Below are 20,326 nucleotides of genomic sequence, written 5' to 3'. Positions count from 1 at the left end.
CTAGCCGGCGGCCGCCGGCTGCTCGCTCGGGAAGTAGTCCCGCACCACCGCGTAGAACTCGTCGGCGGTTTCGATCGTCGCGACGTGCTTGCGGAACTCCCGCGCGCCGCGGCGGCCCTGGGCGTAGCAGCAGGCGTACTTCCGCATCAGCACGGCGCCCTTTTGCTCGCCGAACCGCTCCTTCACCAGCTCGAAGTGGTGGACCATCAACGCCCGCTCTTCCTCGAGCGTGGGGTCGGGGGGGATCGGCTCGCCGCGTAGCGCCGCCTGCGCCTGGGCGAACAGCCACGGCTTGTTGAGGCTCGCGCGGGCGATCATCACGCCGTCGACGTCGTAACGCTGGAACGCCTGCACGACCTTCTCGGCCGAGTCGAGGTCGCCGTTGCCGATCAGCGGGATCTTCTTCAGGAAGGGCTTCACCTGGGAGATCAGGTCCCAGTCGGCCGAGCCGCGGAACATGTCCGCCGCGGTGCGGCCGTGGAGCGTCAGCGCGGCGGCGCCGGCGTCTTCCACAATCTGGGCGACCTCCTTGGTGACGATCTTGTCGCGGGTGCAGCCGAGCCGCGTCTTGGCGGTGACCGGCGTCGGCGCGCAGGCCTTCACGACATGCTCGATGATCCGCCCCATCCGCTCGGGCTCGCGCAGCAGGTACGAGCCGCTGTGCGCCTTCTCGGTGACCTGCCGCACCGGGCAGCCGAAGTTGATGTCGACCACGCTCACGCGGTACTCTTCCACCAGCCGCTTGCCCACGCGGGCCATGATCTCGGGGTCGTTGTCCCAGATCTGGACCGCCAGCGGGCACGGTTCTTCCGCCACGCCCCACAGCCGGTCCGGGTGGGTGGCCTCCTGCTCGTCCAGCCAGACGAAGCCCTTGGCGTTGACCATCTCGGTGGCCAGCAGCCCGGCGCCGCCGAACTCGCGGACGATCTGCCGGAAGGCGTAGTTGGTGAACCCCGCCATCGGCGCCTGCAGCACCGGTGGGTCGACCAGGAGGTCGCCGATATGGAAGGGCGGCGCGATAGGCGGGGCGGCGGGCATCCCCCGATTGTAGCAGCCGTGGCCCGCTCAGAAACCGGACCTGGCGAGCGGCTCGAGCGACGCGGCCGACTCGAACCCGAGCGCCGCCGCGTAGTCGGCTAGCGCAACGTGGTAGTCGTACAACGCCTCGACGCGGGCGATGGCGGCCTCGGCCAGTTGCTGCTCACGCAGGTTGAGATTGAACAGTGTGCTCTGGCCCTCGCGGTACAGCCGCTCCTCGGCGGCCTGCATCCGCTCGGCGAGGGCGACCCCTTCGGTGGTTTGCGCTGCGCGTTCGGCGGCGGCCGTCAGGCCGACATGGGCGGCTTGGGTCTCGGCGGCGATCTTGTCGGAAGCGAACCGCGTCTTCGCGCGGAGCTGGGCGATCTTGCCGCGGAGCTGCCGCGCCTTGCCCAGCGCCTTGCGACGCTCAAGCGGGACCGACAGCAGCACCGAGGCCTCGAGCTTGAGTTCTGACTTGTCCCGCTTGGCGCTGGTCGGGGCGCCGACGTCCTGCGCGGCGAGCAGCCCGGCGTCGACCCGCGGCCGGGTCTCGTTGTTGGCCTGCCGCAGCAGCACCGCCAGCTGACGCCTGGCCAGCTGCAGCTCCTCGAGCTCGGGCCGGTTGGCCTGGGCGAGCGGGACGTCGGCCTGCTCGCCCCACGCCTCGGGCGCTAGCGCGTCGGGGAACGTGACGTTGGCCAGCGCGAGCGGAAGGACCACGGGGCGGCCGGTGTCGTCGCGGAGGAACAGCGACAGCTTCACCGCGGACTGCTCCAGCTTGCGGCGCGCGTCGGTCAGCTTGGCCTGCCGCGACACGATGATCCGCCTGTTGTCGACGATGTCGATCTGGGCCTTTTCGCCCTCGTCTACCTGCCGCTCCAGGTAGTCGGCCCGGTCGAGCCCTAGCTGCAGCACCTCTCCGGCAATCCTGTACGCGGCGGCGGAGGCGACCCACTGCCAGTACACGGCGGTGGCGTCACGCACCGAGCCGATGATCATCGCCCGGATCTCCGGTTCTACCCTGCCCCGTTCGAGCTGGGCCCGCCACAGCTCGGCGCGGTTCTCGTCGATGCCGCGGTCGCGCGCCAGCGGCGCGAGGAACCCGAGCTTGAACTCGCCCCCCTCGTTGGTCTGCCGCTCCTGGTACCACGGCTCAAAGTCGCCGCGGCCGACACGGTAGCCGGCGAAGGTCTCGCCGCCCCAGTAGGTGTCACGCTTCACGCCGATCTCGTGCCGGTAGTTCTCGTAGAAGTCGAGCGGCTGCGAGATGCTGGCGCCTTCCAGCTTGCGGTCGAACGCGCCGGCGGCGGCCAGCGCCTCGCCCGACGCGATCACCCGCGCCGCGACCGCCTGCTGCACAAGCGGGAAGTGGAGCCGCACCGAAGCCGCTAGCTGCTCCACCGATGGCGCGGAGACAGGCAGCGGCACCTCTTCCGGCTCACCAGCGTCGAGCGGCGGTAGCCGGAGCGTCTCCTCCTCTTCAGCAGCGTCCTCGCCGGGGACGGACGGGGCAGGCGCCTGGTAGGCGGCCGGTTGCACGTCGGGGATCGGGGTGGGAACGGCCGCGGACGTGGCGGGACGCGCCGTGCGGCAGCCGGGCGCAACCGCGGCCATGCTCACTGAGCAGGCAAGCACCCATTCCAACCAACGCATGGCGACACCTGCAGACCTACAAGGGGCGACCGGACACAACGCCCCGGACTTACAGGCACAATCGGCGTTACGCGTCCAACCGTTGCAGGCGGGCCATACCAGGCCGCAGAGCTTACCAGCGGCTGTTAAACCCTGCGGGTTGGCTAGATCTTGATCTTGGGTGGCTTGGGCGACTTGGCGTCCTGCTGGGAGCCGAGCGCCTGCGGGAATCCGTTCATCCGCCGCCACACCTCGTACCCGAGCGGCACTTGATCGAGCAGCACCCAGGCGTTGGCTCGGACGCCCTGCCGCAGGTACGGGTGCTCGGGCCAGGGCTGGTCGTCGGGGTCCGGCACGACGACGATCCGGAACTTGCCCAGCCCGTTGTCAGCCGGGTCGACAAACGCCACCTCGCCGCCGAAGGTGCCGACCGCCACGCTCGGCCAGCCCGAGAACTGAACCGCCGGCCAACCCTCAAACTGCAGCCGCACGTGGCGGCCCGCCGAAACGAGCGGCTGGTCATTGCCCGAGACCCACGCCTGCACGGCCGGGGTTTCGGTGTCGGGCACGATGCGGCAGAGCTGGTCGCCGGGCTTAACGATCGACGACGAGTCGAACACCGCAAGGTCCATGATGAAGCCGTCGCGTGGCGCCCTGACCTCCTGCGTTTGTTGGACGGCCAGCTTGCTCTGCTGGTCGAGCAGCTTCGAGTTCTTCTGGTTGATTTCTTCTTCGATCTTGTTGATGTCAATATCCGCTTTCGCGACGTCCGCCCGCGCTTTCTCGAGCTGCGACATCACCTTGTTGATCTTGGCCTGCCACTCCTGACGCTTCGACTCCCGCTCGCGGCGTTTTCCCTCGACGCCGCTGCGGGCGTTCTCGACTTCCTGCAGGGCGATCTGCACGCCGGCCTTGGCGTCGCGGTACTTCTGCTCGGTCTCCTGGGCCTTGAGCTGGGACTCGATGCCGTCGTTAAAGAGCGACTGCTTCCGCTCGTAGTCCGCCTCGGCCTGCCAGCGTTTGGCCTCGGCCGCGGTGACCTTGCTCTGCTGCGCGGCCAGCTTGGCGGAGGCCTGGTCGACAAACCGGTCGTAGGCCGCCACCAGCTCGTCCCTGGCGGTCTGCATCGCGGTGAGCTCTTCGCTGGTTACTGCGACGATGCGGAGGTTGTTGTCGCGGAGCTCGCGGGCCCGCTCCAGGCGCCCCTGGGCCACCTTCAGCTCTGCTTCGGCGTTGGTCACCTGCTGCTCCAGTCGGCTCAAGAAGAGCGGGTCCTGGTCCTCGATGCGGAACAGCAGCTGCCCTTTGGTGACGTAGGCGTTCTCGCGGACGCCCTCGCCACGCTCGGCAATCCGGCCCTTGATGGGCGCCTGGATCGACTGCTGACGCTCGAACGGGTCGAACGCGATGACTGAGCCCTCGCCACGGACCGATTGCTGCCATGGCGCTAGGAGCATCGTCAGGGTTGTCAGGACCAGGACCACCATCAACCACTTGCCGAGCCGCCGGACAAAGCCGGTCACCCTGGCCAGCCTGAGCGCGGGGAACTGGCTGGCGTCGTAGGCCGCCCGAGCCAATGCCCTGGGCCTCGTGTGGTCGCCGGTGGTGGAAGCTCCGCTGTTCTGCATTGCTATTCTCCAGTCTCTCTCGTGGCGCCCGCCAGCCCGGCGGGAACCTGTGCCTCGGTCAACGCGAGCACCGATCCGATCCGCTCCGCGAGATCGCGTCGTCCGGTGGTCACGACCAGCGTCCAGGTACGGTCGGCGTCCAGCAGCGCCTCGAGCGCGGACTCGAGCTGCTCGTCGGGGAGGCCGTCGAGGGTCCCGTCGACCAGCAGCAGCTTCGGGTCTGCCGCCACGGCGCGAGCGATCATCAGCAGCCGCTGCTGGCTGCCGCTCAGGGGCGCCGCGGCGGGCGTGAGCGGGGTGTCGATTCCCTGCTCAAGGCTGAGGCAGTCGTCGAGCAGGCCGACCGCTTCGAGCGCGTCCCGGCACTTGTTGGTGCCGACACGCCGCCGCCTCAGGTGGACGTTGTCGGCGATGGTCCCTTCGAACACCTCTGGTTCAGCGGCCAGCGCGATCGCGTCGCGAAGCACGTCGGGCCGCAGGTCCGTCGGCGCGACGCCGGCAATCGTGAGACGCCCCGCAGGAGGATCGACCGACCCGTACATCATGCCGCACAGGGTGGATTTGCCAGACCCGGCCGGGCCCACAACCGCCACACGGTCGCCGGCGGACACCTCCAGTGACAGTCCCCGTCCTAGCAGCCCACGGGCGCCCGGCACGCGGATGTCTCGCAGTGAGATGCGCAGCCCTTCCTCGGGGGTTTGGAATTGAAGCAGCCCGTCGTGCCGCTCGAGCGGCAGGTCGAACAGCACGCCCAGCTTGTCGACCGCCGCAACCAGGTCGTAGAAACCCTCGAGGTGCTTGCCGGTCTTGGCGAGCGACCCCAGGATCGTCGAGACGATGAGCTCGGCCGCGACGAGCTGGCCCAGCGAAAGCTGACCCTGGATGACCAGCCAGCCGCCGGCGCCGAGCAGGATGGTGCCGGCGACCGCCTGCAACCCCAGCACGAAAATGATCTGGCGGAACAGCACGCTGAAGTGCGACTGCCGGCGTTCCAGGTAGTTCGTGGTGAGGAGGCTCGCCCGGTCGGCGGCGAATTCGGCCCCACCGGCCGGTTTGAACGCGGTGCCGCAGCGGGTCAGGTCCTCGAACCAGGCGGTCAAGCGGTACTTGTACTTGGACTCGTCGATGCCGGTCCTGACCGCGCCGCGGCCCAGGGTCACCAGCCCGCCAACGACTAGGCCCATCAGGATCACGTCGAACCCGAGCAGCCAGGGGTGGTAGAACGCGAGCACGGTCATGCCGACCAGGGTCGCCAGCACCAGGTTCACGCCGTCCAGCAGCAGCTGCGCCACCACCTTCTGCAGCGTGACCACATCGAGGAACCGGTTGGTGAGCTCCGGTGCGTAGGCGCCCCCGAGCTTTGACTTGTCGATCGATGGGAGGCGGTAAGCCAGGTCGGCCGCGATGCGGGCGAATAGCCGACGCTGGATCACCTCCGCAACGTACGTCTGCATCGCCTGCATCACGCCGGCGAACGCGAGGAACCCGAACAGCAGGGTCGCCAGCACCACGACCGGCTGCAGCAGCCGGCCGAACGCGACCGTATTAACGAGCGCCTCGACCGCGATCGGCGTCGACAGGCTGAGGAGGCCCGCGACGAACGCGAATGCGAGGATGATCCAGATGTCGTCCCACTCGGGCCGCAGCAGCTCCGCGAGCCGGGCAACCGGCCGGTGGGCGAACCGCGGGTTGTGCGCCGCGTCGACGGTTTCGGCGTGCTCGACAATCAGCCACCGCCGCGGATCAGGGGACGCGTCGGCGGCTTCGGCCAGGGTCTTGGCCTTGGCCTTGGACTGGGCGTCGATCTCGCCTTCGGCGACAAGATCACCCGCTAGCAGCACAATCGGGCCCTCGCCTTCTCTCCACAGGCCTGCGACAGCCGCGCCGTCATCGGCCAGGCGCCGCGCCTCGTCGATACTGAGCGCGGCCTCCCTCGCCCGCAGGTTGAGGCTCTGGCAGGCCTCGGCCAGCCACTCCGACCAGCGGTGCGCCTCGTCGCCGGGCCATGCCTCTTGGGTCTCGCGGAGCAGCTGCTCGGCGCGGAGGTGCTCCACCGGCGCGCCGCACTCGCGGCTCAGCCGCACCAGCACGCCGGCGAGGGTGGAAACGGATTGGGACGGGGCGCGTTTCATTGGTTCCCCCGCGGCTTCGCAGCGTTGGCGCCATCGTCCGGTTGGTAGGCGAGCACCTCTAGCAGTTCCTCGATAGTGGAGTGCGACTCAACCGGGTGACGCAAGTGCTTGCCCGAGGTGACCGTGTAGCGATTCCGGCGTCCAAGGCGCTCGTGCTCCAGGAACCCTTCCTCCTCGAGCTCGTGCACAATCCGCTGCACGGCCCGCTCCGTGATCCCAATCCGGGCCGCGACCTCGCGGAGGACGAGGTCCGGTTCGCAGTACAGCACGACAAGCACGTGCGTGTGGTTCGTCAGGAAGGTCCAGGGCGCCGAAGACGCGTTCTTCTGCGCGGACTGTTGAGCGGATTGCAGGCGGGGCACAGGTCGGTTCCCTCGAAACGTAAAGCTATCAGATGGGCTTCCAAGGGAACTCTAAGACACGAACTGCATTTCGCCAATTGCGATTCGCTAAAATAGATTCCTCAAATTGCATTCGCAGGATTTCAACCAGTCGGCCGGCGCCTGCGGAGGCGGTGAATCCTCGTGATTTCTCGAGGATTCTGTCGAAACCGGCCACTTGCTGTGATCCAATTTGGGTACCGACCAGCCCTCTGCAGAGTTCCGAGGACACCACCCGCATGGGGGTGATTCAGGGCCGTCTGGGGTGGGCTTTGATCGCGAACCGCAGGTAGTTTTGTCCCTATCAGCGTGTAGGGGTGGACAAAACTCAAGGCTGCCAGCGGCACGCGGTTGGCGTTCGAAGCTGCTATTTCAGCGTGAAACGCATTCCGAGGCCGGAATTGAACCCCGACTTTTGTCCCTAAGGATCGATAGCGCCAGAACGGACAAAACTCTCGGCCGCGGGGCCTACCGAGTCAGCCCGCCCTGGAACGTCTGGGGGCGGGTGGGCGGCATGCGGGAGCCGCCGGTGGGGTTGGAGGCGGTCGCCGAAGGGCTGCTCGCCCGCGGGCGGTCTACCAGCATGGCGACCAGCCGGTTGGCGCCGATGTCGCCGGGGGTGGCGAGCTCGGTGTAGCGGGTGATCTGGCGGTTGTAGTCCTTGGCGATCTGCACGAACGCGCGGCGGTTGAAGGCCAGCAGCTGGAGCGCCTCGAAGACGGCGTCGCCGTTAGGGCTGCGGTTGCTGATCGATTGCAGGAAGGTCTGGGCGCGGGTGACGTTCGCCGCGGCCGCCACGAGCTCGGCGTGCCGGAGCGGGATGAGCTGGTTGAGGTCGCGCGCCTCCGCAGAGCTGCGGCCGGCGAACGCCTGGTCGTAGACGGTCTCGTACTCGTCGCACAGAGGCAGATCACCGGGCAGCGGCAGCGTTGCGGCGCCCATCATCGCGGCCAGCCTGCGTTGGGCCACGACCGCCGCGAGCTGCGACGTGCGGACGCGCGACTGCCAGATCGCCACGGCCTGGCGGATCTCCTCGTTCCGCCCGCCCAGGGCCTGGTTCTGGTTGTTCAGTTCCAGCGACTCGGCGAGGCCGAGGTAGTAGTCGGCCACGGCCGAGCAGAGGTCCCAGTAGGCGTAGATCCGCCGGGTCTGCTCGGAGCGATCGGAAGCGGTGGCGATGACCTGCTCCAGCCGCACCGGCGTGCCGGACAGCGGGGCATTCGTGGGGCCACGCATCATCCCCTTCATCAGCTCGTCAGCGCGGTAGGCGCGGGAAGAGACATTGCTGCGGGCCGCGGCCGGGGGGGCGAAGGGCTCCTGCTGCGCGGGGCGGGTTGGCTGGACGGATGGTGAGGCCGGGGGAGTGGCGGCCGGCGGCGTAGCGAGCGGGGCGGCGGCGCCGCCGCCGAACGGCTGGCTCCCGCCGAGCGGGGCGATGCCGGCCGGGGGCGGACTGGCGGGCAGGCCGCCGGTGGCCGCGGGCGGAACGGGGGCGGCGCCCTGCCCCAGCGCGAGTGGTGGGGTCGACGCGCCGTAGCGGCTGTCGACCTGCGCAGACGCCACCTGGCAGATGGAGATTCCTAACAGGCAGGTGGCTGCGAGTCGCATGTGCGCGGGTCCTTGCGCAGGGTCGGGGTGATCCGTAACACCGCCGACAACCTGCCAAGTGCTGGCACTAGCGTCAAGATCAATCCTCGCGGCCGTGCTAGCAACGCGGCCGCCGAGCCAACGGATCAGTCGAGTTCTTCGAGCCAGACGCGGAGCTCGTTCTCGTACTCGCTCGCCAGGTCGCCGCGGACGAGGGTGCGCTGGAATTCGGCCAGGCCGTCCAGGCCGGTGTCGGCGTCCTCGGCGCTGACATAGCGGAGCGTGGGGTCCGGCGCGGTGAGCCGCCGGCAGATCGTCATGAGGAGGTCGCTGTGGCGGACTTCGGCGGGGAGGATTTTCTTGAGCCGCTGGGGCAGCGCGCGCTTGGCCTCCAGCAGCTTGGCGAAGTCGTTGATGCCGGCGAACAGCGGCTGCCCGGCGAGGATCTCGATCAGCACATAGCCCAGGCTGCACAGGTCGGAACGGGGGGACTGCTCCTGCCGCTCCAGCACTTCCGGAGCGGCGTACTGCGGCGTGCAGGTGCGGTCCGGCGGCATGTTCTTGAGGTCGACCGCCGAGCCGATATCGATGATCTTCGCGTTGCCGGTGCGCTTGACCATGATGTTGGACGGCTTCATATCGCCGTGCACGATCTCTTCGCGGTGCAGCGCGGCAAGCCCCGCAAGGCACTCGCGGATGATCGCCACGGCCATGCCGGGCTTGAGCCGCGGGCGCACCGGGCCCGCGGTGACGATCACGTTATTGATGTACTCCCAGCGGCGGTTGCTGACCCGCTCGCGGGCGCGCTCCAGCATGCCCGCGGTGAGCAGGATGTCGAGGTCGTAGCCGTCGATCCACTCCATCTGCAGGATGCGGATGCGGTTGCGTTCGATGAAGTTCTGCACGTCCAGCAGGTTGTCGTGCTGGATCTGGGCGACGCGGCTGTTGATTGCCGCCATCTGGCGCATCGCGTCCACGTAGGCCCGCTCGTCCATGTAGCGTTCGGGCGAGAAGAACTTGAGCGCCACCGGCAGGGTGAACTGGTCGGAGCCGCGCTGCTCCGACAAATAGACGACCCCTTGCCCGCCCGAGCCGAGGATCCGCTTCATCCAGAGGTGCTCGGTCCAGCTCAGCTTCTCTTGCTGGATGAGCTCGTCGTACCGGGCGTAGAGCTCGTTCGGGCAGCGGTTGCCCTTCTGATCTCCTTGGAAGGAGATCGTGCGAGTCTGCTGCAGGATCGTAGTGCTCATGAGGGAAGGTCTTTCAGCCGGGTCGTGGTGTATCCGTACAGGGCCCCGCCTGAGGGGCAAACTCCGTTGTCGCTGCTCGCTTCCCTTCGATCCGTTCTCAAGTCTCCTCTAATTCTATGTCGCCCAAAAGTGCAGCGTCTACCTAAGTTTACGCAATATCGGGGCGTAACCTCAGCGGCCTTTCAGGTATCCGCGGAGCGAGTCCTCCGGGGTCGGGAACCCGAGCCGCTTGTCGACGAGGTTGAGCGGCGACTTCCCGTCGGCAAACCGCTGGAGGTTCAGGCAGAGCAGATCGGTCATGTCGTCGATGCGAGACGCCTTCTGCCCCCCCACGTGGGGCGTGATCAGCGTGCTGGGCGCGTCCCACAGCCGGCTCTCCACCGGCAACGGTTCGATCTCGGTGACGTCAACCGCGGCGCCCCCCAGGTGGCCCGACTCCAGCGCGTCGACCAGATCCGATTCGACCACCAACGGCCCCCGGGCGACATTCACCAGCACGGCGCCCGGCTTCATCAGGCCGAGCTGCTCAGCTGCAATCATGCCGCGGGTCTGGTCGTTGAGCGGGGCCGTGAGGATCACGACGTCGCACTGCGGCAGCAGCTGGTGCAGCGCGTCGTGTGGCATCAGTGTGTCGACCGTCTTCGGCTTGTCGCGTGGGTAGTAGTCGGTCGCGATGATTCGCGTCTTGAACGGGGCAAGCACGTCCGCCAGCCGCCGCCCGTTCGCGCCGAAACCCACAATGCCAACGGTCGACCCGCACAGGTCGCGGGTGGGCAGCCTGATGAACTCGCGTTTCTTCTGGGCTTCGACAAACTGTGGGATCGACCGGAGCAGGCCGAGCAGCAGCGCCAGCGTGTGGTCGGCGACCTGGTCTGCCAACACGCCCGAAGCGCTAGAGACCGTGATGCTCGAAGCAATGACCTCCGGCGTCAGGCAGTGGTCCATGCCGGCCGCCGACGATTGGATCCATTGCAGGCGGCCTGCGGAAACTGTTTCTGGCCACGGCACGGGGACCTTGGCGTGCCCGCAGTAGATGTCGGCCGTAGGGAGCAGCTCGGCGATTCGCTCCTGGCCGGCGTCCACCACTTCGAGTTCCGGGGCGGCGGCCTGAATCCGCTCGATGTGGCGCTGCTCGACGGGGTAACACAGGACGATTCTCACGATTGGCGCTGCCTCTGGTCGGTTCCCAGGCGGGCGACCGCTAGGGTCCGCTTGCGGGATAGTGTGGTTTTATTTCGCACTTTGGGCTACAATCCGGGCTTGACGCGAGCAGCCGCGGTGGGCGGTTGTTTCGACGGTCGAAGATCCTACCTGCCTCGACTAAGCTCGCCTAGCGACAGTAGTCCGGTTCAGGGCGCGTACGAGTCTACCACTCTGCCACGGTCAAGCTCGGACAGGCGGTCCTCTTGCCAGCGCCCAGGAACCAGCGGTCGGCTAGCGCGATCCCCTCCTTCGTCTGGGGCGCCACAAATAGGGAGTGTTTCGGTTGGGCACCACTAAGGCTCAATTGGGCGGATTGACCGTCCTCTGTATCGTGTTGATGCGGCTGGCAGCCGGCTACCACTTCTTCTCCGAAGGGATGAAGAAGTTTGAGCCGGACCAGATCAAGAAGACCGAGGGATTCCTCCGCGGCGCCACCGGGCCCATGGGGGACTACTTCAACTCCTTCGCGCCTGGCCCGCACCGCGCCTACGAGTTGCTAAACCGCCCGCACAAGTGGGACAGCCTCGCCGAAGAGGAGGAGGCGGAGATCAACAAGTGGCAGGGCGAGTACTCGAAGTACCTGGCCGAGGTCCGCAACCGGAACAAGCCGATCGAGGCGAAGAACAAAGAGATCGCCAAGAGCGGCGAAGGCGAGCCTGATGAGCTGGAGCTAGTTGACACGCAGTTCCCGCCGCACGGGTCCTACGGCGATTGGGCGCGGCAGATCGTGGCCGACTGGGAGGGCCAGCTCGAAGAGTTCGCCAGCCGGGCGAAGCTCGACGATCAGGGGCAGCACCTCGCCGAGCGGGCCTACCTCCGGGCCAAGATCAAGCTGGGCCAGTACCTCGAGTCGATCGAGCAGGAAGTCGAAGAGTACCAGCACGAGTTGTGGCGGCTGGAGGAGCTGAAGCACGAGGTCCACAACGAGGGGGGCAGCCTCCCCTACATGGACGACCGCATTGCCGATCAGCAGCGGTCGGCGGCCGCGACCCCGCTGCCGTGGATCGCCGAGGTTGGCGCGATCGAGAAGCGGCTGCACGAGGACTTGCTGGAGCTGGCGCCCGAGGGTGCCGAGCCCGAGAAAGTGGTCGCGGCGCTGCACCCCACGACCGAGCTCGACCAGGTGAACACGATCGTCACCTGGGTGGTGGTTGGGTCGGGCGCGTTGCTGTTCGTCGGCCTGTTCACCCGCGTCGCGGCGGTGGTGGCGGCCGGGTTCCTGTGCTCGGTGATCGCGACGCAGCCGCCGTGGGTCTACGGCGCCAACACGCAGTTCTTCTACTACCAGCTGTTCGAAGTCACCGGGCTGCTGCTGTTGGCCGCGGTCGGCGCTGGCCGCTGGCTCGGCATCGACGGCCTGATCGGGGCCTGCTGCTGCGGCGAGAAATGCGAAACAAAAACGACCTAGCACGCCTATAACTCCGTATACAACTCACCCAGGCGGCCCCCCGGCCGTTCTCCTGGCCCCCTTGGAGACGAAACGATGCATCTGACCGACGAAGAGCGGAAGATCGGCAAGGACAACTACGACCGAGTCATCGGCACGACCCGGCGCGACTTCTTCAAGGACCTGGGAGGCGCCGGGTTGGTGACCGGCGCCGCGGCCGGCGCATACTACTTCGGGTACAAGGAGACCATCGGCGGCGACCGGCTCCGGGTCGGCGTGATCGGCACCGGCGACGAGGGCAACGTGCTGATCGGCGCGCTGAACCCCGAGTACATCGAGGTCAAGGCGATCGCCGACCCCCGCCCCTACAGCCAGCACCGGGCCTTCCACGGCGACCAGTACAGCCCCTCGGCCGCCAAGGCGCGCAAGGGCCTGATGGCGGTCTACGGCTGGAAGTCGGAGGACGAGGCCAAGAAGAACGTCGACGTCTACGCCGACTACAAGGAGCTGCTCGAGCGCGACGACATCGAGGCGGTCATCATCGCCACGCCGCTCTTCTTGCACGACGTGGTCGCCATCGACGCGATGCGGTCCGGCAAGCACGTACTGACCGAGAAGCTGATGGCCCACAGCGTGCGGCAGTGCAAGGAGATGGCCCGCGTCGCAGAGAAAGAAAACAAGCTGTTGGCGACCGGCCACCAGCGTCACTACAGCATCCTGTACGCCAACGCGGTCGACACCATCCGCCGCGGCGTGATTGGCGACATCCACCACATCCGCGCCCAGTGGCACCGCGGCAACCTGCCCGGCAACGACAGCTGGCGGCCCGACCTGCCCACCGAGATGCTGACCCCGAGCCAGATCTCGGCGGCAGAACGGAAGGCGAAAGCCAACGGCGGCGCCGCTGGCCTGCAGGCGTGGCGCGACGAGTACCACATGCTCCGTGAGTTAGTGAAGTGGCAAGCGCAGCTTTCCAAGCTGAAAAACGATAGCAAAGCCAAGGAGTCGGATATCCTGGCCTGGGAACGGAAGGTCGCCCAGAAGGAGGCCCAGATGGACGACTACGGCCTCGACGCGACCAACTACGGCTACCGCGAGTACCAGGTTCCGGAGGGCGAGTACGTCTGCTCGCCGATCGAGGAGATGATCCGCTGGCGGTTGTGGGACCGCACCGGCGGCGGCCTGATGGCCGAGCTGGGCAGCCACCAATTGGACGCGTCGGGCATCTTCATCAGCTCGCAGTTCGACGGCAAGACCAAGGTCCGACCGCTGACGGTCACCGCGGTGGGCGGCCGGCATATCTTCCCGCCGAACCGCGACGTCGACGATCACGTCTACTGCACCTACGAGTACCCCGGTCGCGGCTACTTCGAAGACAACGACCCGAAAACCGAGCAGGTGGCCGACGAGAACAAGAAGGTCGTCGTGACCTACTCGTCCATCAACGGAAATGGCTACGGCGGGTACGGCGAGGTCGTGCTGGGGACCGAGGGGACCCTGATCCTCGAGCGTGAGCAGGAGACCCTGCTGTTCGGCACCCGAGGCACGTCCACCAAGGTCAGCGTCAACAAGGAAAACGCCCTGACCGACAGCTACGAGACCGGCGGCGCAGCGGTGGCGCAGTCGGTGGGGCAGCTCGCTTCGGCCGACGTCAGCCGCGGCTACACGGAGGAGATCGAGCACTGGGCCTGGTGCATCCGCAACGGCGAGCCCGCCTCGACGCTGCACTGCAACCCGAAGGTCGCGCTGGCCGACGCCGTTATCGCGCTGGTCAGCAACCAGGCGATCCGCGAGAAGACCCGCATCGATTTCGACCCCGAGTGGTTCGACCCGAACAGCGACGCGGTCCCCGAGGGCCCGGCGCCCAAGAAGGCTGACGACATCAAGGTGTCGGTCACCTAAGCGGGACCTGTAGCAACGCGACAATAGATTGAGCCCCGCGCCGGGCGGCTTGCCTGGTGCGGGGCTTTCGCGCGCCGCGTGGCGTCAATCAGCGATAGCTGCCGCCCGCAGCAACTCGCCTGCCTTGTACGAGCTGCGGACCAGCGGACCGGAGGCGACGCCCTTGAAGCCCATCTCGCGGGCGGCGTCGGCCCAGGCGTCGAAGGTGGTCGGCGGCACGTAGCGGTCGACCGGCACGAAACGCTCGCCGGGGCGGCCGGGCGCCAGGTACTGGCCGAGAGTCACGAGGTCGACTTGGGCTTCGCGTAGCCGCCGCATTGCCTGCAGGATCTCGTCGTCGGTCTCGCCGAGGCCGACCATCAGGCTGCTCTTGGTCACCATGTCGGGGCGGAGCTGCTTGGCGTGGGCGAGCACCGCCAGGCTCTGCCCGAACGATGCCCGGGGGTCCCGGATGGCGCCGTCGAGCCGCTCGACGCACTCCACGTTGTGCGCGAACACGGACAACGGGGAATCGGTTAGCAGGTGCTCGAGGGCCGCCAGGTCGCCGGCCAGGTCGCTGCCGAGGAGCTCAATCGTGGTGTGGGGGCAACGCTCGTGCACCGCCTGGACGCAGCGGCGGTAGTGGTCGGCGCCGCCGTCGGGCAGGTCGTCGCGGTTAACCACCGTGATGACTACGTGCGCCAGCCGCATCCGCTCGACGGCGTCGGCCAGCTTGTGCGGCTCGTCCGCCTCGGGAGCGGCGGGCGCCTTGAGCGTCTGCACCGAGCAGAACCGGCAGCCGCGGGTGCACTCCTTGCCGGCCACCATAAAGGTGGCGTCGCCGCTGGCCCAGCACTCGTGGATATTCGGGCAGCGGGCCTCCTCGCAGACGGTGTGCAGCTCGTTGGTCTGCACCACGTTGAGCGTCTTGTTGAACACCGGCAGGCCGCCACCGCTGGGGGGCTGGCGGCGGAGCCACTCGGGGAGACGCGGGCGGGTGGGCTTGGCGGAGGGGAGGTTCGTCACGCCCCTTATCGTAAAACAGCGGGGGACGCGCGGCAATCCGCGCGTCCCCCGAGAGAGTGGTTCATGCTGAAGCTACAGGTGGCTCAGCCGGTCAGCCCCTCGAACAGCGGCGTCGACAGGTACCGCTCGCCCAGGCTGCACATGATCGTGACAATCCGCTTGCCGGCCATGTCCGGGCGGGCCGCTACCTTGGCCGCCACGCACATGTTGGCGCCGCTAGAGATGCCGGCCATGATGCCCTCCTCCTTGGCCAACCGGCGGGCCCAGAGGAAGGCCTCCTCGTTGGTAACGGTCACGACCTCGTCCACCAGCGACGTGTCGAGGTTGCCCGGGATGAAGCCGGCGCCAATGCCCTGGATCTTGTGCGGTCCGGGAGAGCCGCCGCCGATCACGGGCGAGTCCGCCGGTTCGACGGCGATCGCCTTGAACGCCGGGTTCTGCCCCTTCAAGTAGCGGCTGGCGCCGGTAATGGTGCCGCCGGTGCCCACGCCGGCCACGATGGCGTCGATGTTGTGCCCGCTGTCTTCCCAGATCTCCGGCCCGGTGGTGGCCTCGTGGATGGCGGGGTTGGCCGGGTTCTCGAATTGCTGCGGCAGGAAGGTGTTCTCGCCCGACTCGGCCAGCTCGGCCGCCTTGCCGATCGCGCCCTTCATGCCGTCGGCCGCCGGGGTAAGCACCAGCTCGGCACCCATCGCCCGCAATAGCGCCCGGCGTTCCAGGGACATCGACTCGGGCATCGTTAGGGTCAGCTTGTAGCCCTTGGCGGCGCAGACAAACGCCAACGCGATGCCGGTGTTGCCGCTGGTTGGCTCGATGATGTGGGTGTCGGCGTTGATCTTGCCGTCACGCTCGCCGGCCTCGATCATCGCGGCGCCGATCCGGTCCTTGACGCTGTTGAGCGGCTGGAAGAACTCGCACTTCGCGAACACCGTGGCGTGCCCCTCCGGGACCAGCCGGTTGATCTTGATCATCGGCGTGTCGCCGATGCAGGTGGCGGCGTTGTCGTACGTGCGATTGCGTGGCATGTCAGAAAGTCCCTTTTGAGTCGATGAGTCCGTGACGCGGGTAGCCAGCGATTATCGGCTTTTTAGCCGTGCTGGCAACCCAGAACGACCGCCGACGAGGCCGCCCTGGTGGCGGCGGTTGGGCGACCGACGGACAGACCGCGGCCCCGCAGGTGGCTAGTCCTCAGCGACCGTCGTCCGCAGGTAGGCCAGCAGCACAACCACGGCGCCCAGGATCGACATGATCCAGCCGCTCGGGCGGACGAACGAGTCGCTGCTCGCGAACAGCAGCGTCGACAACGCCCCGCCCACGAACGAGCCGACCACGCCGAGCGTTATGGTCATCAGCCAACCCAGACGTTGGCGGCCCGGCATCAGCAGCCGCGCGATTGCTCCGACGGCAAGCCCGAACAGGATCCACGAGATCACTCCGAAGAGGTCCATGGCGGTCGCTCCTGGGGAGGTGAGAGAGGGCTCCCTCATTCTACCCCCGCGCGGCCGACCGCTCCAACGATCGTGGGTCGCCTACACGGCGAGCCGGCAGTCGGGCTCGGCAATCGAGGGCGCCAGCTCGGGGTCCGCCTTGCGGAGCAGCGTCTGACACTCGTCCGAGAGGTGGCAGAGCGTCACCGACTTGCCCAGGTTACGGTACTTCTGGCAGACGCCGCTGATCGCCTCGAGCGCCGAGTGGTCGTAGACCTTCGTGTGCTGGAACTCGATCGTCACCTCGTCCGGGTCGTCAGCCGGGGTGAACAGCTCACGGAACGAGGTCACGGCGCCGAAGAAGAGCGGGCCCGTCAGCTCGTACCGCTTGACGCCGTTCTCCACGGATACTTCGGCGTCGATGTGGTGCGACTTCCGCCACGCGAACACCAGCGCCGAGATCACTACGCCCGACGCCACCGCGACCGCCAGGTCTGAAACGACGGTGATCGCAGAGACCGCCACGATCACCAGGAAGTCGCTTGCAGGGATGCGGTTCCACAGGCGGAGTGATGTCCACTCGAAGGTGCCGATCACCACCACGAACATCACGCCCACCAGCGCCGCTACGGGGATCAATCCGATGCAGTTCCACAGCGGCGGGAACACGATGAAAGCCAGAAGCGCCAGCGCCGCGGTGATCCCCGACAGCCGGTGGCGCCCGCCCGAGCGGATGTTGATCATCGACTGGCCAATCATGGCGCAGCCGCCCATCCCCCCGATCAGACCGGCGAAGATGTTCGCGGCCCCCTGCGCCATGCACTCCCGGTTGGGCGCGCCGCGGGTTTCGGTGAGCTCGTCGATCAGCGTCAGCGTCATCAGCGACTCGATCAGTCCGATCGCCGCGAGCGTCACGCCCAGCCCCAAAACGATACCCAGGCTCTCAAGATTGAGGGGGATGCTGGGGATCGCAAACCGACCCGCCTGGCGGCTTGGCGCCGACTGGGTCACCTCAATCTGGCTGGCGGCGATCTCCCGGCCACGTTCGTCTACCTGCGAGACCAGCAGCTGCGGCTTCTCTTGCTCGAACAGGCGGGCCTTCTCGGTCTTCTCCTGGGCCACCGCGTTCATCTCGCGCACCGAGTCGTTGACCGTGACCGACTCGATGGGCGTCAGCTGCACCAGCAGGGTGGTCGCCACGATCGCGGCAAGCGTGCCGGGCACGGCGCGGGTCAGCTTGGGGAGCAGGTAGATGATGGCCATCGTCAACGCGATCAGCGAGAGGGTGATCGCCATCTGCCCGCCGCTGAGCCACTCGCCGGCGACCGCGAACGCCCGCTCGTGCTCGTCGAACACGACGCGGTGGTTGTGCTTCAGCTGGCCGAACTGCGACATGCCGATCACGATCGCCAACCCGTTGACAAACCCGAGCATCACGGAGTGCGGCAGCAGCCTGACAAACTTGCCGAACCGCAGCACGCCGCACAACATCTGGATCACGCCGCAGGCGATCACCGCAGCGAACAGGTACTCGAGGCCGTGCAGCACGACGAACGCGGTCATCACCACTGCCATCGCGCCGGTAGCGCCGGAGATCATCCCGGGCCGCCCGCCGAAGGCCGACGTAACGAATCCGACCACAACAGCGGCCCACAGGCCGACCGACGGGTCTACCCCGGCCACAAACGCGAAGGCAATCGCCTCGGGCACCAGCGCCAGCGCGACCGTCAAACCGCTCAGCAGTTCGTTCTTGAGATTGATTTCGCGTTTGATCAGCAGGTCGAACAGCATTCGTCTCTTACAGCAAGTTTGCGGTTGGCGAGCACTCTCCACACCGATCACGGGCGCACAAGAATGCTGGTCATCGGGGCGCGGTTTCAGCGGTCGAAACCGGCCGTGTGGTGCGACAACCCGTGCCAGGCGGCGGCGGGCTGTCGCTGGAGGTGGGAGGCTAAGGCGGGGACTCTCATCGCTCGGGAGGGCACAGCTTAGCCTGCCAGCGAGCACGCGGGAAGCCGGAATCGAGCGGCGCCGCGACGCATCGGCTGGTATGGCACGCGCATACCGTGTCTTCCGCGTGCGCAGAAACGCTAAATCCAGCTGTGCGTATCTGCGCGATACGCGTGCGCACAATCGCGTAGGAGCGCACGTAAATGATGCCTAGACTGCACCATAGAGGAGAGCATGCACGCGATTCGTGGGGCTGGGCGTCTGGAACGGATTGACGCCCCCCGCCGATCGACTTCCGCAAATGAGGTGCGACCGAATGCAATACGCAACACCCAATCGCCGCCAGCGCGGCTTCACCCTGGTCGAGCTGCTGGTAGTCATCGCGATTATCGGCGTGCTGATCGCACTGCTTCTTCCCGCGGTGCAGTCCGCCCGCGAGGCCGCGCGACGCATGAGCTGCACCAACAACCTGAAGAACATCGGGCTCGCCTGCCTCAACTATGAGTCGGCCATCGGCACGCTTCCGCCGGGCAGCATCAACACCCAGGTTCAGCAGGGAAGCGGCTTCGGATGGATGGTTCACATCCTGCCGTATGTGGAGGAGGCGAGCGTCAGCCGCCAGGCGATCGAGCGCTACACCAACTCAGAGGACCCCGACGCGTACGGCAGCAACATGGACGACCTCAACCAGCTGCTGCTGCCGATGTACCTCTGCCCGTCGGACCCCGACCTCAAGAACCAGCAGGAGAAGTTCGGCAACGCCGCCCGTAAGGGCATGAGCTACGCCGGCGTGACCGGTTCTTTCTACAGCCGCACCGGGTACTGCCCGTCGACGCGCGAGAACGACACCTACTGCGTGGCCGCCAGCGTGAGCGGACTGCTCGGCCCCAACAACTTCGATGGCCTGCTGGTCATGGACTGGCCGATCGCGTTGCGGAAGGCCACCGACGGCCTCAGCAAGACCTACATGATCGGCGAGCGGACCTACCAGATCCGCGCGTGGATGATCGGCGCCTACTGGAACCCGCCGACCATTCCACCGAAGCCCCGCCGCAGCACCAGCGACGACCCGTTCGTCCCGGACGGGCCGCAGCCGTCGGCCGCGTTCTTCGCCTGCAAGAACATCAACGATACCGCCCTGCTCAACCACGACCCGCTGACCGGCTGCTACAAGGCGCACGACAACAACGCCGGCGACCGCCCCGCCGTGGCGGACAGCACGCCGCGGACCATCACCGTGAACGACCTGCCATTCGCCAGCCGGCACGTGGGCGGAGCGAACTTCTGCTTCGGCGACGGCAGCGTGCACTTCGTTCCGGAGAACATTGACGTCGCGGTCTACCTGGCGCACGGGTCCCGCAACGGCGACGAGACGGTCGTCGACAACTAGCGCTCCTACCTGCCCCTCAATAGGCCCCACCAAAGATGATGCCACGCGTCTGCCGCCTGATCTGCCTGGCCCCAATGCTGATCGGCCTCGCCGGCTGCGGTGAAGCCTCCACCTCGCAGGCGGTTACCGGAACGGTCAGCTATCAGGGATCACCGCTAACCAACGGCGCGTTGGCGTTCTACCCTGCCGAGGGGCGGCCAATCCAGGCGGCTATCCAGTCTGACGGCGCCTACGAGGCCGACCTGCCACCCGGCGAGTACCGGGTGACCGTCATCGTGGGCGTGGACCTGCCGCCGGGCTGGAAGGACGGCGACCCGCTGCCGCCGCCTTCCGTGAAGCTGCCTCCCGCGTACACCAGCCGCGTCCGCACCCCGCTGGTGGCGAATGTCTCGGCCGCGCAGGCCGAGCCGGTCGACTTCACGCTCTAACGTCT

16 protein-coding genes are annotated in these 20,326 nt (G+C 67.3%); 4 read left to right on the top strand and 12 right to left on the bottom strand.

Annotation, left to right across the window (positions count from 1 at the left end; all coding sequences use genetic code 11):
• From dusB to KOR34_RS02145, 8 genes are all read right to left on the bottom strand, one after another.
• The gene (gene dusB / locus KOR34_RS02180) at positions 1 to 1,038 is read right to left on the bottom strand and encodes a tRNA dihydrouridine synthase DusB (protein ID WP_146561805.1); all 1,038 of its coding nucleotides are present in this window, start codon (positions 1,036 to 1,038) and stop codon (positions 1 to 3) included.
• Between the two features lie 27 nt (positions 1,039 to 1,065).
• The gene (locus tag KOR34_RS02175; RefSeq protein WP_146561802.1) at positions 1,066 to 2,673 is read right to left on the bottom strand and encodes a TolC family protein; all 1,608 of its coding nucleotides are present in this window, start codon (positions 2,671 to 2,673) and stop codon (positions 1,066 to 1,068) included.
• Between the two features lie 143 nt (positions 2,674 to 2,816).
• A complete protein-coding gene (locus KOR34_RS02170; RefSeq protein ID WP_146561800.1) occupies positions 2,817 to 4,280 on the bottom strand; it encodes an HlyD family secretion protein in 1,464 nt (487 codons plus the stop codon).
• A 2-nt stretch (positions 4,281 to 4,282) separates the two neighbouring features.
• Positions 4,283 to 6,412 (bottom strand): peptidase domain-containing ABC transporter, encoded by a 2,130-nt coding sequence (locus KOR34_RS02165; RefSeq protein WP_146561798.1) that lies wholly within the window; start codon positions 6,410 to 6,412, stop codon positions 4,283 to 4,285.
• The gene (locus KOR34_RS02160; protein WP_146561796.1) at positions 6,409 to 6,774 is read right to left on the bottom strand and encodes a helix-turn-helix transcriptional regulator; all 366 of its coding nucleotides are present in this window, start codon (positions 6,772 to 6,774) and stop codon (positions 6,409 to 6,411) included. Before KOR34_RS02160 ends, KOR34_RS02165 begins: the two co-directional genes overlap by 4 nt.
• 486 nt (positions 6,775 to 7,260) lie before the next feature.
• Positions 7,261 to 8,400: a hypothetical protein gene (locus KOR34_RS02155; protein ID WP_146561794.1), complete on the bottom strand. Its 1,140-nt coding sequence runs from the start codon at positions 8,398 to 8,400 to the stop codon at positions 7,261 to 7,263.
• A gap of 125 nt (positions 8,401 to 8,525) precedes the next feature.
• Positions 8,526 to 9,629: a serine/threonine-protein kinase gene (locus tag KOR34_RS02150; protein WP_146561792.1), complete on the bottom strand. Its 1,104-nt coding sequence runs from the start codon at positions 9,627 to 9,629 to the stop codon at positions 8,526 to 8,528.
• 171 nt (positions 9,630 to 9,800) lie between these two features.
• Positions 9,801 to 10,790 (bottom strand): D-2-hydroxyacid dehydrogenase, encoded by a 990-nt coding sequence (locus tag KOR34_RS02145; protein WP_146561791.1) that lies wholly within the window; start codon positions 10,788 to 10,790, stop codon positions 9,801 to 9,803.
• A gap of 355 nt (positions 10,791 to 11,145) precedes the next feature.
• Here KOR34_RS02145 and KOR34_RS02140 point away from each other — a divergent pair, with 355 nt between their 5' ends.
• Both KOR34_RS02140 and KOR34_RS02135 read left to right on the top strand, forming a co-directional pair.
• A complete protein-coding gene (locus KOR34_RS02140) occupies positions 11,146 to 12,240 on the top strand; it encodes a DoxX family protein (protein ID WP_146561789.1) in 1,095 nt (364 codons plus the stop codon).
• 75 nt (positions 12,241 to 12,315) lie between these two features.
• Positions 12,316 to 14,121, top strand: a complete 1,806-nt coding sequence (locus KOR34_RS02135; RefSeq protein ID WP_146561787.1) for a Gfo/Idh/MocA family protein — start codon at positions 12,316 to 12,318, stop codon at positions 14,119 to 14,121.
• Positions 14,122 to 14,205: 84 nt separating this feature from the next.
• Here KOR34_RS02135 and lipA read toward each other — a convergent pair whose 3' ends face one another.
• The 4 genes from lipA to KOR34_RS02115 form a co-directional block, all read right to left on the bottom strand.
• Positions 14,206 to 15,126 carry a lipoyl synthase gene (lipA, locus tag KOR34_RS02130; protein ID WP_197531070.1) on the bottom strand — a complete coding sequence of 307 codons (921 nt, stop codon included), beginning with the start codon at positions 15,124 to 15,126 and terminating at the stop codon, positions 14,206 to 14,208.
• A gap of 83 nt (positions 15,127 to 15,209) precedes the next feature.
• Complete coding sequence (cysK, locus tag KOR34_RS02125; RefSeq protein WP_146561783.1) at positions 15,210 to 16,151, bottom strand: cysteine synthase A; 942 nt, start codon at positions 16,149 to 16,151, stop codon at positions 15,210 to 15,212.
• Between the two features lie 156 nt (positions 16,152 to 16,307).
• Complete coding sequence (locus tag KOR34_RS02120) at positions 16,308 to 16,574, bottom strand: GlsB/YeaQ/YmgE family stress response membrane protein (RefSeq protein WP_146561781.1); 267 nt, start codon at positions 16,572 to 16,574, stop codon at positions 16,308 to 16,310.
• Positions 16,575 to 16,655: 81 nt separating this feature from the next.
• A complete protein-coding gene (locus tag KOR34_RS02115; RefSeq protein WP_197531069.1) occupies positions 16,656 to 18,344 on the bottom strand; it encodes a SulP family inorganic anion transporter in 1,689 nt (562 codons plus the stop codon).
• 475 nt (positions 18,345 to 18,819) lie between these two features.
• Between KOR34_RS02115 and KOR34_RS02110 the strand changes: the two genes are divergently transcribed.
• Together KOR34_RS02110 and KOR34_RS02105 are read left to right on the top strand one after the other, a co-directional pair.
• Positions 18,820 to 19,893, top strand: a complete 1,074-nt coding sequence (locus tag KOR34_RS02110; RefSeq protein ID WP_197531068.1) for a DUF1559 domain-containing protein — start codon at positions 18,820 to 18,822, stop codon at positions 19,891 to 19,893.
• 38 nt (positions 19,894 to 19,931) lie between these two features.
• On the top strand, positions 19,932 to 20,321 hold the full coding sequence (locus KOR34_RS02105; protein WP_146561777.1) for a hypothetical protein: 390 nt from the start codon (positions 19,932 to 19,934) through the stop codon (positions 20,319 to 20,321).
• Positions 20,322 to 20,326: the final 5 nt, after the last annotated feature.

This window comes from Posidoniimonas corsicana, assembly GCF_007859765.1.
Classification (GTDB): domain Bacteria; phylum Planctomycetota; class Planctomycetia; order Pirellulales; family Lacipirellulaceae; genus Posidoniimonas; species Posidoniimonas corsicana.
The sequence above is the reverse complement of the archived record's forward strand: the minus strand, read 5'-3'. Positions and strand labels throughout refer to the sequence as shown.